Below are 17,462 nucleotides of genomic sequence, written 5' to 3' on the forward strand. Positions count from 1 at the left end.
AATGGACAACTGGCTGATCAATTTGCTGGCGCTGTTGCTGTTCGCCGTTGTGGTGGACGGCGCGCGCCGCGCCTATTTAAAGCACCGGGATACCGTCAAGGTTTCCCGAAATCTTTCGCGTGCGATGCGGCGCGATATGGACGAACGCGAATACGAAGACCTGGACAGGGATGTTCTGTCCTCGCCGCGCAAAGTAGAGGCCGCTGCAGAGGCGTCGCGCAAGCAGCCCATCGTTGACGACTCCGAGCTGGAATACATTGATCCAGAGGAGGCCGAAAAGCGCCGCCAGATTTCGGCTGAGTTGCCGGGAACAGTGCGAGTGGTTCAGCGCCGCAAACCGGAAGATGCCTCCCAGGTAAATCGTCAGGTACAGCAAAATTTCCAGTCTTCACGCAAGCCGCTGGCGGGTAGCAAGCCCGAGAGGAGCGCCGTGGATGAGTCTGGGGAAAATCGTGTGCCGGAACAGGCTTCCCTGAACCTGGATGAACAGGTGCCGATGCTGATGGATTCTGTTGCAGAAGAAACTGGAGCAGAATCGCGTGAGGAATTTGTATCCGCCTTCAATGAACCTGCTGTTTCCAGTCAACAGGTTGCCAGTGAAGTGAATGTCGGCGATGTGACAGGGTATGAGTCTGAAATGGGCGCTACCAGAGCGCAGCAGCGTCTGGAGCCGTCTCTGGATGAATCGGTCAGTCTCGAAACGTTGCAGGCGGTAGACCCTGAAGAGCGCGGTGCTGTCGAGCAGAGTGACCAGCCTCCCCAGAATGTGCAGGCGCAAAGCAAGGCTGGCTGGAATGCGGTGGATCTCAAGTTCCCCGAATTGAAAAAGGCTTCGCCCTTTGCCCGAAGTAAAGACAAGGGGCAATCCGCCGATGGCCGGGCAGGCTCACGCAAGAATTCATCGAGACAGAAGTCAACGGAAGCGCGTCGTGAACTTCCGGTGGAAGAAGTGTTGATCCTTAATATCATGGCGCCCCAGGGCGATTGCTTCGAGGGCAATGACCTGTTGCGGGTATTGCTTTCCAGTGGTTTGCGTTTCGGCGAAATGAATATTTTCCACTACCACTGTGGCGAGGCGGGTGAAGGCCCGGCCCTGTTCAGTCTGGCGAATATCGTAGTGCCGGGCACATTCGATATGTCGCAGATGGAGGACTTTGTCACTCCCGGTGTCAGTCTGTTCCTGACCTTGCCTGCAGAGGTTGAAGCGCTCAAGGCGCTGGATACGCTGCTGACGGTTGCGCGTAATATTGCCGAACAGCTGGGCGGGGAACTGAAAGATGAAAACCGCAGCGTATTCACCGGGCAGACTGCGGAACACTACCGCCAGCGAGTGATGGAGTTCCAGCGTCGCAAGGCTTTAGCTCAGGCTCAGGCCTGATCAATCCTGTCTCGATATCCTTTTTCCGGTAAAGCACCGAAGCGTTGACGGGTGCTCGTTGTTGCGAGTGCCCGTTTGTCGTTTCAGAATCAGAAAAATATCAAACTGAAGTGTATTGACCGCCAATGAGCGAAACATCCATTCCCTCAGATGCGCAGGCCCGGGTTCGGGAGCTGCACGACATTCTCAATCAGGCGAACTACCAGTATTACGTCCTGGATGCGCCAGAACTGCCGGACGCGGAATATGACCGCTGTATGCGGGAGCTGCAGACGCTGGAGCAGGCGTACCCGGCCCTGGTTTCTCCGGACTCGCCGACCCAGCGGGTGGGTGCTGAGCCGCTTGGCGCCTTTACCCAGGTGCGGCACGAATTGCCGATGCTGTCGCTGGATAATGCGTTTAGCGACGAGGAGCTGCAGGATTTTGACCGTCGAATCCGCGACCGCCTGAATAGCCAGCAGCCCGTCGAGTACGCCTGTGAGCCCAAGCTGGACGGTATCGCGGTGAGCCTGATGTATCGCAATGGTTTGCTTGAACGTGCGGCGACCCGCGGGGATGGCACCATCGGCGAAGATATCACCCAGAATGTGCGCACTATTTATTCTGTACCGCTGAAACTCCTCGATGGGGATGTGCCGCCGGTACTGGAAGTGCGCGGCGAAATTTACATGCCCAAGGCGGGATTTGCCGAGCTGAATGACAAGGCTCGGGCGGCGGGGGAAAAGTTGTTCGTCAACCCGCGCAATGCGGCGGCTGGCAGCCTGCGCCAGCTGGATCCAAGAATTACCGCCAAGCGTCCGTTACAGTTGTGCGTATACAGCGTCGGGCTCGTGGAAGGCGCTGAATTGCCCGAGCGGCACACGGAAATTCTCGAGCAGCTCAACCGCTGGGGGTTCCGGATCAACAGTGAAATGGCGGTCGCGGAAGATATCGACGGATGCGTTGACTACTACCGCAAGCTTGGCGAAAAGCGCGAGCAGCTGCCGTACGATATTGACGGTATTGTCTTCAAGGTAAACAGCATTCCGTTGCAGAAACGCCTGGGTTTTGTTGCCCGTGCACCCCGCTGGGCCACTGCCTATAAATTCCCTGCGCAGGAGGAGATGACCAAGCTGCTGGATGTGGAGTTTCAGGTTGGACGTACTGGTGCAGTGACCCCGGTTGCGCGCCTGGAGCCGGTGTTTGTCGGTGGCGTAACGGTATCTAATGCGACGTTGCACAACCGCGATGAAATTGCGCGGCTCGGGGTAAAAGTCGGTGATACGGTGATTATCCGCCGTGCCGGTGATGTGATTCCCCAGGTCGTTTCTGTGGTTGAAAGCCGGCGCCCTGAAGATGCCCGTGAAATCGAGTTTCCCGATCACTGCCCGGTGTGTGATTCCCCGGTTGAAGCGACGCCTGGGGAAGCGGTGGCCCGCTGTAGCGGCGGGCTGATTTGCAGCGCGCAACGCAAGCAGGCGATCAAGCATTTTGCCTCGCGTAAAGCGATGGATATTGATGGTCTGGGAGATAAGCTGGTCGAGCAGTTGGTGGATGAGGGCTTGTTGCATTCGGTGTCTGGTCTCTATCACCTGGAACTCGATGCACTGGTGTCCCTTGAGCGCATGGGTGAAAAATCCGCGCAGAACCTGCTGGAGGCACTGGAAAAGAGCAAAGAGACCACGCTGCCCAAGTTTCTCTACGCACTTGGTATTCGCGAAGTTGGTGAAGCGACTGCGCGTAACCTGGCGCGACATTTCGGTGAACTGGATGCATTGATGCAGGCGGATACGGAAGCCCTGCAACAGGTTGAAGATGTGGGCCCGGTAGTGGCGCACTATGTGGCAGAATTTTTTGAGCAGCCGCATAACCTGGAAGAAATAGAAGCGTTGAAGCAGGCGGGTATTCACTGGCAGGCAGAAGAGCAGCAGGGCGGCGAGCAGCCACTTGCCGGGCAGACCTGGGTGCTTACCGGCAAGCTGGAAACCCTGTCCCGCAGTGAGGCGAAGGACTATCTGCAGCGCCTCGGTGCCAAGGTCGCTGGCAGTGTGTCAGCCAACACGCACACGGTGGTCGCAGGGCCAGGTGCTGGCTCAAAATTGAACAAGGCCAGGGAGCTGGATCTTCCGGTATTGGATGAGGACGCGCTGATTGTGATGTTGCGCGAGCGGGGTATCGAAATCTGAGCGTTCTGAACGAATTATCAACATATTGCTGGTTCTTTATTTCCAAACTTTGGAAATGCGAACGGAATGGCGATTTGAGCGGGCTGGAAAGGTGGCTTTCTGTTGGCTGCGCCGTTACAGTTGGCGGGATAACGAGTTTCAGGAATGCGTGTTGTAGCGTACGCGAGGATTGTGCAGAGTGATTCAGGGCGATCAGGAATCCATTGTTTACGGCTGTATTAAAGACAGTAGCAGCCTCACCGGCGGCAGCGACCGCCGCCGGGTCAATCGCGAAGCCATTCTCGCCCTGCCGAGCGCTGATGAGTGGCCGTTTCTATGCCGCGACATGTTTTCCATTCCTACCATCAAGGTGAAACAGTCCCAGTACCAGACGGACGTCATTCACTTTGGTGCGTCCTATCGCGCTGTCGAATACGAGTGGGACCACTGGATTCAGAAGTTCGAGGAACTGTTGCGCAGCATGTACTGGGTTTCCGCAACGGTACATCTGGAAACTGAGCTTTCCGGTACCCACTCCTTTACCTGGGAGGCTGCCGGCCTCTACCATGAGCCAGGTTGTGGCGACATGCAGGTGCGCTGTGAGTGGACTCAGGAAGGTCGCGTCAGTATGTAACCGGTGCGATACATCTACGTGTCGTGCGCCCTTGCTGCTTTGGTCGCAGCCTTATTCTCTCCTTTGCCCCCTTTTGGTACAAAACCGGTTTGACGGCCGGTATTTCCAGTTTTCGCGTTTGCGCGCTACCCTTGCATATCCGCCCGTCGGTTAGGTTGTCCGGCTCTGCTTTCACAGACCGAAAGGACTAAAGCATGACCAGTAAATTTCGCACGGAGAAAGACAGTCTCGGCGAAGTCCAGGTTCCTTCAGATTCCCTTTATGGTGCCCAGACACAACGGGCCATCGACAATTTCCCGGTAAGTGGCTACCCACTGCCTGTACCTTTTATCCGAGCTGTCATTGCCATCAAACGCGCTGCTGCGGAAGTGAATCGCGGGTTGGGTTTGCTGGATGAGAATATCGCCCAGGCCATTATTGCTGCGTGTGACCAGGTCGGCGGAGAGGATTTTGCCCGGCAGTTTCCGGTCGATGTATTCCAGACTGGTTCGGGTACCAGTACCAATATGAATGTAAATGAGGTGCTCGCGCGATTGGCGAGCCGGGCCTCAGGTATCGATGTCGGCGCCAATGACCATGTGAATATGAGCCAAAGCAGTAATGACGTGATTCCGTCGGCGATTCATTTGTCGGCGATGCTGGAGATTCAGAATCACTTGTTACCGGCTTTTTGGCACTTGCAGCAAAGTATTGACCATAGAGCTGTAGAGCTGACCGATGTTGTGAAGACCGGCAGAACGCATTTAATGGACGCGGTACCGGTTACTCTTCAGCAGGAGTTGTCTGCCTGGAGTGCGCAACTGGAACTGTCGTGTGAGCGGCTTGAAAGCGCCTTGCCAAGGCTTGCGCAGCTCGCCCAGGGCGGCACTGCGGTAGGCACCGGCTTGAATGCCCATGAAGATTTCGCCGATCGATTTGCCCAGCGCCTGAGTCTCGATTGCGGTATTGCGCTGCGCCCGGCCAGCAACGCCTTTGCGGCGATCGCGAGCCAGGACACGGCAGTAGAGGTGTCCGGTCACCTCAAGGCAGCGGCGGTTGCATTGATGAAGATTGCCAATGATCTGCGCTGGATGAACAGCGGACCGCTGGCGGGCTTTGGCGAAATTGCACTTCCATCCCTGCAGCCGGGCAGCAGCATCATGCCCGGTAAAGTAAACCCGGTGATTGCCGAATCTGTAGCGATGGTGTCCGCCAGGGTAATCGGCAACGATTCCGCCATCACGGTGGCGGGGCAAAGTGGCAACTTCCAGCTGAATGTAATGTTGCCGCTGGTGGCGTTTTCGCTGTTGGAAAGTATTCACTTACTTGGCAATGGGGCGAAATTACTGGCCGATAAAGCCATCGACGGCTTCGAGGTTAAGCGCGCGCGCATTGAGGAGGCGCTGGGCCGGAATCCAATACTGGTCACAGCCCTGAATCCGGTCATTGGCTACAGCGCCGCCGCGAAAATTGCCAAAGCCGCTTATAGCAGTGGTCGGCCAATTCTGGATGTTGCGCTGGAAATGACGGATTTGCCGGAAGAAACGCTGCGGGAAATACTTGATCCGGCGAGGTTGGCGCGAGGGGGGATTATCCGCGGCGAGTAACTGGGTGAGCGGTCTGCCGACCAGTTTGTAAGGGGCGTTCAGTTTAGGATCAGAATGCCAAGCAATATAAATATCATCAGCAGCGCCAGGCACCCGATCCAGGCGCCCAGTCGCATCACGGTTTTTCGGTCGTCTGCGCGGTAGAGCAGTCGTTCTGCCATTCTCTGTTGCCTGTAAGTTCGTTCGCTGCGCTCCTTCCGTGCGCGTATGCAGCGATAGTCTTCTTCGGTTTGATCCCACCTTTTGTTTGTAAACGCCTACAAAACTTTCTATGTTGCCGGGATTGTCCGGATCTGTGGCGCGCGGCACACTCTGACGAATGGCGGGGTGCTGGCGTTGACAGTCGTGCGGTGATGGTTCACGATTCCGCGCCGCATCTGCCCGCCAATGGCCGGTTTTTCCCTGAGCCTTTGGGTTAGGCCTTTGGCCGAGCTTTCTATAGTATTTAAGGGTAGTGTTGTCGGCCGTGGCCGACTAGCCATTCATTTCTCTCAATAAGTGCGCAGACTATGGCCATAAAACGCCGTCGATCCTTTATTACCAGTGTCCTGGCTTGTGTTGCCTTTATCGCAGCAGCGATCTGGAGCTGGGACCTGCCGGTGGCCGATGTATTGAGCTATCTGGTACTGATGCTGGTATTCCTCGCGGTGATCGTGGCCGTTGCATTCGGGTTCGGCGCTCTGCTCAATTGGCTGCGGAATCGTAGAAACAAATAAATGGCGAGTACCAGCGAAGAAGATATCCGTATCCCTATTGCCTATGTACAGCGTTTGCTGGAAGAGGCCGCCCGCAATGGCTGCGATCGGAAAGAGCTGCTGGCGTCGGTGGATATTGCGGAGAGCGAACTCGAGGGAACTGCAGCGTTTTCAGCGGTAAAGTACGGCAGGCTCTATCAGCGGGTAATGTGGCTTGCGCAGGATGAGTGGTTTGGGATGTTGAGTGGCGGGCGCGTGCGTCCCGGCTCATTCAGGCTGCTGTGCCTGACAGTGGTCAACTGCGCGACGGTGCGCCAGGCCATCACCCTTAGTGCCGAGTTTATGGAGATCTGCCGGGGCTTTCGTGTCAAACCGGTGCTTCAGAGCCATGACGGCCGCGACCGGGTTGTGATCAGCGGTATCAGCTCGCTCGCGGACGGCGAATTTGAGCAGCTGCTTGCAGAATCCAGCCCGGGTGTTATCCGTACTACCCTGGCGGTATGGCACCGTTTTTACTGCTGGTTGGTCGGGCGGGAGATCCCGCTGGCCAAATTGCACTTTTCCTTTCCCTGTCCGGAAGAGTTTGCGGCGCTCGCTCAGAGTGAAGCTGAAGAGCTACAGTTTGACCAGCCCAGCAATGCACTGGAGTATGAGAGCCGTTATCTGGACTACCCGATTGTCCAGAGCTCGCAGACGCTGGAAGATTTCATTCGTACCGCGCCTTATCACCTGGTGATCAGTGACGGCAGTGCCAACAGTATCAAGACCAAGGTCAAGACAATCCTTAATCGGGATGTGAGCGAATCCATGCCTGCCGCGGAAGCGGTGGCGGAGCGGCTCAATATGTCTGTGACCACGCTCCGTCGGCGCCTGCAGCAGGAAAACACGTCTTATCAGAAGCTGAAAGACGAATGTCGCATGGAAGCTGCATTTCACTACCTCAGCTGCCCGGACCTTTCCAATGCGCAGATCGCAGAAATGCTTGGTTTCGATGAGGCCAGCGCGTTCTTTCGCGCGTTCAAGAAGTGGACCGGTGTTACTCCCGGGGAGTACCGTAAAAGCCCTCGCCCTGCCGTCGTGACGCACTAGTCCCCCCTTCTGTGTTCAGTTTAATCTGACTGTAAGGTCGCCAGTTCCCGCCGTATTTTGTTATCGCTTTGGGCGGATTTCGCCATGGTAGCTTATGGCCATTTCTTACTATTATGAATAAAACCGACATATGGGTCACAAGTTTGCCCCAAGGGCGAGGATGCCCAGTCATTACAACCTTTTGCGAAAGAAGAGAGGGTACACAGAATGAGCGAGATCAAAATTCCGCTGCGTGACATGCGCTTCGCCATGCGCGAGCTGCTGAACTGGGATCAGCACTATGCGTCGCTGGGTTATGAAGACGCGAGCCCGGACGTGGTGGACGCCATTCTGGAAGAAGGTGCCAAGTTCTGTGAAAACGTAATTGCTCCATTGAATCAGATCGGCGACCAGCAGGGTTGTACCTGGAATGACGGCGAAGTCAAAACCCCGGAAGGCTTTAAAGAGGCCTACCAGCAGTTTGTTGAAGCAGGCTGGCCGTCCCTGGCGCACGACGTTGAATATGGTGGCCAGGGCCTGCCGCCGTCGCTGGGTACTGCACTGAGCGAAATGGTTGGTACTGCAAACTGGTCCTGGGGTATGTACCCCGGTCTGTCCCACGGTGCGATGAACACCCTGGAAGAGCACGGCACCGAAGAGCAAAAGCAGGCCTACCTGACCAAGCTGGTTGAAGGTACCTGGACCGGTACCATGTGTCTGACCGAACCGCACTGCGGTACCGACCTGGGCATTCTGCGTACCAAGGCGGAGCCAAATGATGACGGTTCCTACGCGATTTCCGGTACCAAGATTTTCATCTCTGCCGGTGAACACGACATGGCAGAGAACATCGTGCACATCGTACTGGCGCGCCTGCCGGATGCGCCTGCCGGTACCAAAGGCATCTCCCTGTTCATCGTACCGAAATTCCTGCCCAACGCAGACGGCTCCGTTGGTGAGCGCAACAGCGTCAGCTGTGGCTCCCTGGAGCACAAAATGGGTATCCACGGCAATGCGACCGCGGTGCTGAATTTTGACGGTGCAAAAGGCTTCCTGATCGGCCCGCCCAACAAGGGCCTGAACTGCATGTTCACCTTCATGAACACTGCGCGTCTGGGTACCGCGCTGCAGGGCGTGGCGCACGCGGAAGTCGGCTTCCAGAAATCCCTGGCGTACGCCAAGGATCGTCTGCAAATGCGCTCCCTGAGTGGCCCGAAAAACCCGGAAGGTGCCGCTGACCCGATCATCGTGCACCCCGATGTACGCCGCATGCTGCTGACCCAGAAAGCCTTCTCTGAAGGTGGTCGTATGCTGGCTATGCTGTGTGCCCAGCAAGTGGATCGCACCCACGTTGGTTCCGAGGAAGACAAGAAAGAAGCCGATGACCTGCTGGCTTTCCTGACGCCGATCGCCAAAGCCTTCCTGACCGAAACCGGTTTTGAGTCTGCCAACCTTGGCCTGCAGTGTTTTGGTGGTCACGGCTACATCGCCGAGTGGGGTGCCGAGCAGAACGTTCGCGACTCCCGTATCTCCACCATTTACGAAGGCACTACCGGTATCCAGGCGCTTGACCTGCTCGGCCGTAAAGTCCTGATGACCCAGGGCGAGCTGCTGCGCAAGTTCACCAAGGTGGTACACAAATTCTGTCAGGCGGAAGTCGACAACGAAGCGCTGGCTCCGTTTGTGTCCAAATTGCAGGAAATCAACAAGGAGTGGGGCGACCTGACTCTGCATGTTGGTGCCAAGGCAATGGAAAACCCGGACGAGGTTGGTGCCGCTTCCGTGGATTACCTGATGTACTCTGGGTATGCAGTGCTGGCTTACCTGTGGGCGCTGGCGGCGAAAGTTGCCAACGACCAGCTGGCAGCGGGTACCGAGGAGCAGGACTTCTATCGTGCCAAGATGACCACCGCGCGTTTCTACTTCGATCGTATTCTGCCGCGCACTGCCGCACACGCTGGTGCTATGCAAAGTGGCGCTGAAAACCTGATGAGCCTGGACCCAGAACACTTCGCGTTCTGAGTTCGATGAAGCAACACCGCCGCTGGAGACAGCGGCGGTGTTTTTGATTCTGGAGTTCGTCGAATATGGCGGCTACAGAGGCTATTTCCGGAGTATCGATGCGGTTACCGGCACATATCTTTGAGCGCTTGCAGGGCCTTACTTGTTTGCCTCCTATCACTCGGGTACAGTTCCGGCTTCCGGATGGCAGCGATTTTTACCTTCAGGTAACTCGCGAAAACGGCACGGATAGTGGACGTGTAGTCGCTATGCAAAGTATGGGTTTTGTAGCCAATCCTGAGCTCGAACTGGAAATGTCTTTCAATACGCTGAAAGACGTGATTGATGGCTCACTTAGTGCGCGGCATGCATTCCTGCTGGGGGATATTCGCTTCTCCGGTGACAGGAATCTGGCAGCGGCGTTGGCCGACCTTTTCACTACCAGTTAATCGATAGCGGGAAGTAGACCAAAGACAGTGTGGTGTGCGCCATTTATCTCTGGCCAGTACCCGCTGACATGCGTTAATTACACAATAAATATCAGTCCGTGAAGCCCCGAAATCCGGGGTTTTCGACTATAAACGGACATGGAGAATTTCGAGATTAATCCCAGCCTTAGAGTTTGCCTGAGGGTTGTAATGCCCTGAAGGAAACCTGTGTGCGCTCAAGGTGGCCCAGATTTCATTTTTTGGCGCCAGTGACATCTTGGGTGGGATTGTTCTCGTTTCATCACCACAAGAACAACAGCATTGGGAGAAATAAGTTGGACATCGATCGCAGTATTCTTGACGTATTTTCGACCGCATCGGCGAAATACGCTGACCGTCCGGCATTTACCTGTCTGGGGCACACGCTGACTATTGGCGATATTGACCGCCTCAGCGCCAACTTTGCCTCCTACCTGCAAAACCACACCAACCTCAAACCTGGTGACCGTATTGCGGTGCAGCTACCGAACGTCCTGCAATACCCGGTAGTTGTGTTCGGCGCACTGCGTGCCGGCCTGATCGTGGTGAATACCAACCCGCTGTACACCCAGCGTGAACTGAAGCACCAGCTGAATGACTCCGGTGCCAAGGCACTGGTGGTCGTGGCAAATATTGCCGATACCGCTGCCGCGGTGGTTCCCGAAACCGGCGTGGAACGGGTGATTGTCACTGAAATTGCGGATCTGCACCCGCCAATCAAGCGTCTGCTGATCAACAGCGTGGCCAAGTACATCAAGAAGATGGTGCCAGAGTTCAGCTTCGCGAATCTGGTGAAATTTACCGATGCGATGGCGGCCGGCGCCAAGCAGCCACACCAGGATGTCCAGCGCTCACCGGAAGATATCGCTGTCCTGCAATACACTGGCGGTACCACTGGTGTGGCAAAAGGCGCGATGCTTACTAACCGCAACCTGGTTGCGAACATGGAGCAGGTGCGGGAAGCACTGGGCGACTCCATGAAAGAAGGCGAGGAATACTACGTTTCTCCGCTGCCCCTTTACCATATCTACGCATTCACCATCCATTGCATGTGCTTGTTCACCACCGGGAATCACTCGCTGCTGATTCCGAACCCGCGGGATATTCCGGGCTTTGTGAAAGTGTTGAAAGGCAAACGCTTCACCGGTTTTGTGGGACTGAATACGCTGTTTAATGGCCTGATGCGTGACCCCGAATTTGCCCAGCTGGACTTCAGCAAGCTGCACACTACCTGCTCCGGTGGTATGGCCTTGACCCGCGATACGGCGAAGCGCTGGGAAGAAATGACCGGCTGTGCGGTGACAGAAGGCTACGGCATGACCGAGACGTCTCCAGTCGTTTCTTTTAACCCGGTAGATGCGATCCAGCTGGGTACCGTCGGTGTGTCGGTTCCGGGTACTGAAGTAAAAGTAATGGACGAAAATGGCAACGATCTGCCGAACAATTCGCCCGGTGAACTCTGTGTTCGCGGCCCGCAGGTCATGAAAGGCTACTGGGAGCGTCCGGAAGCGACGGCGGATACCATTGATTCCGAGGGCTGGCTGAAAACCGGCGATATGGCGGTGATCCAGGACGACGGCTACATCAAGATCGTCGATCGCAAGAAAGACATGATCATTGTTTCCGGTTTCAACGTTTACCCGAACGAAATCGAAGATATTGTCAGTGCGCATCCCAAGGTGACAGAAGCCGCGGCGATCGGTATCCCCGATGAGCGCAGCGGTGAAACGGTCAAACTGTTTGTGGTCAAGGCGGATCCGTCCCTGACCGCGGACGAAGTGAAGGCTTACTGCCGTGAAAACATGACGGCGTACAAAGTGCCGAAAAACATCGAGTTCCGTGAAGACCTGCCGAAGACCAATGTCGGCAAGATCCTGCGTCGCGAGCTGCGCGACGAAGAGTTGAAGAAAGTCGAAGCCGAAGTTAGCGCCTGAACGTAAACACGGTAAATACATAAAAAAACCGCTGCTTGCAGCGGTTTTTTTATGTCTGAATTTTACGTGTGTTCCGGGGGGGGCGCTGAGTGTGTTGCCGATTTTGCGCTATAAATAGGGAAACCTTATAAGCACGCCGCGCATGTCTGAGCATAATCACCGGTCTACATTGATCCACGAAGAGTTGCCCGCAGAGCACGAAGATCCATTGATCCGTGTGTTGCATTCGGTGATTCGTAACGCCATTCGTCTGCTCGCTGTCATTATGGCGCTGGTCATTATCTGGAGTGTGGCTGGCGTGGTTTTGGTTCTTTATGAGCGCTTGACCACACCGCCGGTGTTGCTGCTGGATTACAGCGATCTGTTCGATGTATTCGGTGCCTTTATGCTGGTGCTGATTTCGATCGAAATCTTTATCAATATTCGTCTGTACCTGGGATCGAATGTGATTCCGGTGCAACTGGTGGTGGCGACCGCGCTGATGGCTATCGCGAGGAAGGTTATCGTTATGGATCTCGCGGATACCGGGCCGGATTACATCTTTGCCATCGCCTCCGTTGTATTGGCGTTGGGTGTGACATACTGGCTGGTAGCGAAGCGGGAAAAGCTGGCCGATGGTCGGGGGAGTGGTCTGGTAGTGAAAAAGACGCAGAGCGCGCCAAAGGAAGCGGGTGACAGCTAGCGGCTCCAGTAATGAAATGTGGTGGTTTGTAATAAAAAAGGGCGCCCTGAACAGGGCGCCCTTTTTAGTGATCAATCGAAATCGATCATTTTCTGGAGGCAGAACTTTCGTCGCGGATTGCACGGAACTCGTTGCCTTTATACCAGTTCGGCCAGTTGCGGCTGTTGGCCAGTTCCAGACCGAGGTCGAGGCCGAGAGCCAGGTCCATTGCGGCGCCTTCCAGGTTCCACTGCGGATCGTATTCGTCGCCGGGCTTGTGGTAGGCGTGGGCGGTGTACTCTTCACCCTTTTTTTGCGCCCAGGCGCGGCCGTGCTCAAAACTATCGGTGCCGGAATCAAAGTAGAGCATTGGCACGCCTTTTTTGGCCAGGCTGAAGTGATCTGAGCGGTAGAAGTAACCGCGCTCCGGGTGGTCCTCCGGTGCCAGGTAGCGGCCCTGTTTTTCCGCTGCTTCTTCCAACGCCTTTTCCAGTTCGCTGTTGCCGTAGCCCACAACGATCACGTCACGCATCGGGCCGAGCACGCCCATGGCGTCGAAGTTGATCCCTGCCACGGTTTTCTCCAGAGGTACTACCGGGTTTTCGGCGTAGTACTTGGAACCGAGCAGGCCGGACTCTTCTGCGGTTACCGCAACAAACACCAGGGAGCGCTCCGGACGCTCTGCCAGTTGCGCCACCTGGCGGGCCATCGCCAGCAGGCCAGCGGTGCCGGTAGCGTTGTCTACGGCGCCATTGAAGACGTGGTCTTCACCTTCGGCGTGGTTGTTGATACCCAGGTGATCCCAGTGTGCGGTGTAGATGATTGCCTCGTCCGGGTATTTGCTGCCCGGTAGCTTGGCGACCACATTGCGCGAGTTGGAGGTACGGACCTCGCTTTTCAGGGACACGCTGGCGTTAAGGTTCAGGGGCTTGGGTTTGAAGCCCTGGTGTTTCGCCGCGTCCATTTCCTGTTGCAGATCCAGGCCGGCGGCCTTGAACAGCTCTTTGGCGGCATCGCCGGTGATCCAGGATTCAACGGCAACCCGGTCGGCATTCTTGTCTTCGGCGGCTAGGCTGATCTGGGCGCCGGACCAGCTGCCGCTGACCACTTCCCAGGGATAACCTGCGGCACCGGTTTCGTGAATGATAATTGCGCCTTCCGCGCCCTGGCGGGCCGCTTCTTCAAACTTGTAGCTCCAGCGACCGTAGTAGGTCATGGCGTTGCCGTTAAACAGAGCTTTGTCCTGTGTGGCGTAGCCCGGGTCGTTAACCAGGATCACTGCGGTTTTGCCGGTCATGTCCAGGCCGGCGTAGTCGTTCCAGTTGTTTTCCGGTGCGACGATGCCGTAGCCGACAAAGACCAGTTCGCTACTGTCCAGCTGGCTTGCGGGTACCTGGCGCTGGCTGAAGGCCACCACGTCGGAGAGTGGCTGCAGGGTTTGGGTGTACGCCTTGCCATCAACTTCACCGCTAATGGTCAGCGGGGTGCTCTCGATCTGCATTTCCACCACCGGTACCTGCTGGAACCAGCTCGGCTTGCCGTCGCTGTCAGTAGCGCCTGGCTCAAGGCCGTACTGGCCGAACTGTTCAGCCAGGTAATTTACCGTCAGTTCCTCGCCTTTGCTGGCGGGTGCACGGCCTTCGTACTCATCGGATGCCAGTACGGCGATGTGTTTGTGCAGGTCCTGCGCCATGGCGGCAACTTCAGCTTTCTCGGTGTCGCTGATGGGCGGAACCTTGGTGGTTTCGATGCTGGTTTCGGCGGCAGACTCGGTTTGCATCTGCTTCGTATCAGCGGACGAAATTGTCTCGCTAGTGGTGGTCGGTTCTTTTTGGCTGCATCCGAAAACGGCCGCTGCGATACCCGCAGCGAGCAGGCCCTTCAGCAGTCCGGCCCCCCGGTTTGTGGTTTTTATCATGTGTTTTCCTGTTCGCATCAAAGGAGTGGAAGTGAGTGAAATTATGATTTTTTTGCCATAAATGCGAGTGTCGTGCGGATCGGGTGCACGATGTCGCGGGCCAACTGGCGGCAGCGCGCTGGCGACCAGCCTTCAATGGGGTCGGGCAGGTTGTCGTTGTCTTTGAACGGCATTTCCAGAGTCAGTGCCAGTGTGCGGAACTGGTGACCGCACCAGTTGGTGCCCACAGTCATATTGGCCTCGCCCGGCTTGTCCAGCGGGTAGCCCTTTTCGGTCTGGAAGTCCGGACTGATGGATTCGTACGCCTGCTTGAACACATTTTCCAGCGCCGCGTGGCTGTCGTCGTAGCCTGGGATACCTTCACAGGCGGCCACGAAGTTGAATGGCAACGCCTCATCACCGTGAATGTCGAGGAAGATATCGCCACCGGTTGCGAGCATCTTTTCCCGCACCAGATACACTTCCGGGCTGCGATCCATGCTCGGGTTCTGCCACTCGCGATTGAGGTTAGCACCGGCGGCATTGGTGCGCAGGTGGCCGCGTACACTGCCGTCCGGGTTCATGTTCGGTACCACATAAAATACCGTATCTTCCAGCAGGCTGCGGGCGCCCGGGTTGGATTCATCCAGCAGGGCCTCAAGGAAGCCTTCTACAAACCACTCGGCCATCGTTTCACCGGGGTGCTGGCGAGCGATCATCCAGACCTTGTTCTTCGCCTTGTTGGCATCGCCAATAGTGAGCAGGCTCATGTCCCGGCCATCGAGGGTCTGTCCCAGGGTTTCCGAGGTTACCCGCTCGTCAGATTGTGCCCATGCCAGCAGGTCCAGGTGCCGTTCCCAGGAGAAGGGGGCGAAGTAGGCCAGGTATACGGAGGTTTGGTCCAGGTCGATATTGAAATCGAGCGTTTTGCCATCGTACTGGGCATCGATCCGGAACCAGTTGTGGCGGTCATATGAGGCGCACACCCGGTAGTTTTCCCAGCCTTCCGGATAGGCGGCTTTGCCGGCGTTGGTAATGCTCATTGCATAGTTTTTGCCAATTTCGCCGTCCAGGCGAAAGTGAAACCACTGGTAAAAATCAGACTCGTTGTCGAGCCGGATGGCCAACTGGATCGGGCTGCTATGGGCGTCGATAACTTTGATGTTGCCGCTGTCGAAAGCGCTACTGATATGCATGCTGGTGCTCCGCTTATGTTTTGTCGGGAGGATACCGAATCGGGACGGAAATTCAGGGTACCCCAGTGTAGCTTGGGGTAAAGCGCTGTGGCAGCGCTATTTACGAGCATAAAATTTTGTTATTTTTCGCGGCGCTAAAATAAAAAGGCACGGTATTCTCGCGAATACCGTGCCCCTGCCATTCCTTGGCTGCACCTGCTGAGACTACTGCTCCTTGAAATTTCTGGCGTCGACCAGCGACGACTGCTCACTGCCCTGGCTGCTGCACGGGTGCGACTAATCCGGTGCCCCCTTCAGAAACGTTGTACTGCTCCCTGACATACCTCAGCAGGTGCTGTTTAAAGTTTAGGCACCGTATTGGGGCGAATGTTGTCTGCCTGGAAAAGTTGGCGTGGAATCGGTCGACTTATTCATCGACCGGTTTCGAGCGTCCTCTCAATCGAAATTGAGGTCGCGGTCTTTCCAGTACTTGGTGCCCTTGAGTGTGGCCTGCAGGGCGATACCGCTCTCGGTCAGCTGGTAAACACGCATACCATCCATTACGACTTCACCGCCAACCGCGACACCTTTTTCCTGTGCTTTTGCGGCCGCATCGGCGTGGCCGCCAAAGGACCAACCTTTTTCCACGAAGCGCTCCATGACGGCGGGGGAGTCGAATACGAACAGTGCGCGGAAGTCTTTGATTCCTAGGCCGAGACCGAGACCGACTTCGCCCATCTTCATGTAGGTACGTGCACCGCTGTTGCCTACGGCTACCCCGTAACCGGTAGATGCACTGGCCAGTAACAGGTTCACGTTAACGTTGCTGAATACCGCATAGCCGGGTGCTTTGGCGACATCGCCACGCAGGTCGGGCTTGAGCTGGTAGAGCTCGTTCAATACCTGGCGCTCGGTTTGCTGAATGTGCTGTCGTTGTTCATCACGGGTTTGGCCCGGTGCGGCACAGGCGGTGATAAGGGCGACCTGACTGATAATCAGCAGGCGGGTCAGGACGCGAAAAATAGCGGGCATGGTCATTCTCCGTGATAACGCTCGGTGTTCAAATCGGTAAACTGGTACCAATACAACTCGAACCAAGGAGAATACCGGTGTAGCGGGCAGGTGCCTGCGACTTGGTGCACAAAGTGTGACGGCGTTACATTACACGCCACTTTAATGAGCGCCGGCTCTTCGGGTATTCTTGGGGCCGTCAGGTCTCGGGGTGCTAGTCGTTATCCGGGATCGCCCGGCCACCAGGTATTACAGGTACTGTTACCGATTGTGGTCGGTGAGAATAATCACGCGAACAATTACTGTCAGAGATTTTCCAATGAAGAAATCCGTAAAGCGTGGCGTTGCTGCCACCTGTCTTTTGACCATGGCCCTGAACCTTACCGCCTGTGGCTTCTTGCTTTACCCTGAGCGCAAGGGGCAGTCCGGCGGCCGTGTCGATCCGGTGGTGGTGATTCTGGATGGCGCTGCGCTGCTGTTCGGTATTCTTCCGGGTATCGTGGCGTTTGCGGTGGACTTCACCAACGGCACCATTTACCTGCCGTCCGGTGGTTCTTCCGCGATTGATCGCCACCTGACTGCGGTGGATGGCGAACAGGGCAAGCAGGTAATCGATCAAAATGGTCAGGCCTGGATTGCGCTGCCGCTGGATGCCGTTGCCGGTGACAGCAAAGACATCGAGCAGGTTGCGCAGGCGGTTGGTCGCTATGTGGGTGCGCCGGCAGCTGCTAATGTCGTGTGGGTGGAAGACCTGGCAGCGCTGAACAGCGCGCTTGCCCTGGCTGACACCACAGCTGCACGCTGATTGCTG

15 protein-coding genes are annotated in these 17,462 nt (G+C 56.3%); 11 read left to right on the forward strand and 4 right to left on the reverse strand.

From position 1 onward, the window contains the following. The first annotated feature begins 1 nt into the window (after window position 1). From zipA to LC093_RS16105, 4 genes are all read left to right on the forward strand, one after another. Window positions 2-1,378, forward strand: a complete 1,377-nt coding sequence (zipA, locus tag LC093_RS16090) for a cell division protein ZipA (RefSeq protein WP_226667245.1) — start codon at window positions 2-4, stop codon at window positions 1,376-1,378. 125 nt (window positions 1,379-1,503) lie between these two features. Beyond that, complete coding sequence (ligA, locus tag LC093_RS16095; RefSeq protein WP_226667247.1) at window positions 1,504-3,543, forward strand: NAD-dependent DNA ligase LigA; 2,040 nt, start codon at window positions 1,504-1,506, stop codon at window positions 3,541-3,543. A 178-nt stretch (window positions 3,544-3,721) separates the two neighbouring features. After that, the gene (locus LC093_RS16100) at window positions 3,722-4,156 is read left to right on the forward strand and encodes a hypothetical protein (protein WP_226667248.1); all 435 of its coding nucleotides are present in this window, start codon (window positions 3,722-3,724) and stop codon (window positions 4,154-4,156) included. A gap of 194 nt (window positions 4,157-4,350) precedes the next feature. Continuing rightward, a complete protein-coding gene (locus LC093_RS16105) occupies window positions 4,351-5,742 on the forward strand; it encodes a class II fumarate hydratase (protein ID WP_226667249.1) in 1,392 nt (463 codons plus the stop codon). A gap of 38 nt (window positions 5,743-5,780) precedes the next feature. Here the strand turns inward: LC093_RS16105 and LC093_RS20380 are convergent, their stop codons facing one another. After that, window positions 5,781-5,903: a hypothetical protein gene (locus LC093_RS20380; RefSeq protein WP_264193138.1), complete on the reverse strand. Its 123-nt coding sequence runs from the start codon at window positions 5,901-5,903 to the stop codon at window positions 5,781-5,783. A gap of 348 nt (window positions 5,904-6,251) precedes the next feature. Here LC093_RS20380 and LC093_RS16110 point away from each other — a divergent pair, with 348 nt between their 5' ends. The 6 genes from LC093_RS16110 to LC093_RS16135 all read left to right on the forward strand — a co-directional run bounded on the left by LC093_RS16110 (window position 6,252) and on the right by LC093_RS16135 (window position 12,589). Then, complete coding sequence (locus tag LC093_RS16110; protein ID WP_226667251.1) at window positions 6,252-6,458, forward strand: hypothetical protein; 207 nt, start codon at window positions 6,252-6,254, stop codon at window positions 6,456-6,458. After that, window positions 6,459-7,526, forward strand: coding sequence for an AraC family transcriptional regulator (locus LC093_RS16115; RefSeq protein ID WP_226667256.1), 1,068 nt, complete (start codon window positions 6,459-6,461; stop codon window positions 7,524-7,526). It abuts the gene before it with no gap. A 207-nt stretch (window positions 7,527-7,733) separates the two neighbouring features. Then, a complete protein-coding gene (locus LC093_RS16120) occupies window positions 7,734-9,527 on the forward strand; it encodes an acyl-CoA dehydrogenase C-terminal domain-containing protein (protein WP_226667259.1) in 1,794 nt (597 codons plus the stop codon). Between the two features lie 98 nt (window positions 9,528-9,625). Next, window positions 9,626-9,955, forward strand: a complete 330-nt coding sequence (locus tag LC093_RS16125) for an SCP2 sterol-binding domain-containing protein (RefSeq protein ID WP_226667263.1) — start codon at window positions 9,626-9,628, stop codon at window positions 9,953-9,955. A gap of 314 nt (window positions 9,956-10,269) precedes the next feature. Next, window positions 10,270-11,907 carry an AMP-binding protein gene (locus tag LC093_RS16130; protein ID WP_319004941.1) on the forward strand — a complete coding sequence of 546 codons (1,638 nt, stop codon included), beginning with the start codon at window positions 10,270-10,272 and terminating at the stop codon, window positions 11,905-11,907. A 142-nt stretch (window positions 11,908-12,049) separates the two neighbouring features. Then, window positions 12,050-12,589: a phosphate-starvation-inducible PsiE family protein gene (locus tag LC093_RS16135; RefSeq protein WP_226667265.1), complete on the forward strand. Its 540-nt coding sequence runs from the start codon at window positions 12,050-12,052 to the stop codon at window positions 12,587-12,589. A gap of 85 nt (window positions 12,590-12,674) precedes the next feature. On the opposite strand, the gene LC093_RS16140 is transcribed toward LC093_RS16135, so the two are convergent. The 3 genes from LC093_RS16140 to LC093_RS16150 all read right to left on the reverse strand — a co-directional run bounded on the left by LC093_RS16140 (window position 12,675) and on the right by LC093_RS16150 (window position 16,672). Next, window positions 12,675-14,486, reverse strand: coding sequence for a M28 family metallopeptidase (locus LC093_RS16140; protein WP_226667269.1), 1,812 nt, complete (start codon window positions 14,484-14,486; stop codon window positions 12,675-12,677). A 41-nt stretch (window positions 14,487-14,527) separates the two neighbouring features. Continuing rightward, window positions 14,528-15,661, reverse strand: a complete 1,134-nt coding sequence (locus LC093_RS16145; protein WP_226667275.1) for a M14-type cytosolic carboxypeptidase — start codon at window positions 15,659-15,661, stop codon at window positions 14,528-14,530. 435 nt (window positions 15,662-16,096) lie between these two features. Continuing rightward, window positions 16,097-16,672 (reverse strand): hypothetical protein, encoded by a 576-nt coding sequence (locus LC093_RS16150; protein WP_226667279.1) that lies wholly within the window; start codon window positions 16,670-16,672, stop codon window positions 16,097-16,099. Window positions 16,673-16,970: 298 nt separating this feature from the next. Here LC093_RS16150 and LC093_RS16155 point away from each other — a divergent pair, with 298 nt between their 5' ends. After that, window positions 16,971-17,456: a hypothetical protein gene (locus tag LC093_RS16155; RefSeq protein WP_226667283.1), complete on the forward strand. Its 486-nt coding sequence runs from the start codon at window positions 16,971-16,973 to the stop codon at window positions 17,454-17,456. Window positions 17,457-17,462 lie beyond the last annotated feature (6 nt).

It is taken from the genome of Microbulbifer aggregans, assembly GCF_020524005.1.
Classification (GTDB): Bacteria; Pseudomonadota; Gammaproteobacteria; order Pseudomonadales; family Cellvibrionaceae; genus Microbulbifer; species Microbulbifer aggregans_A.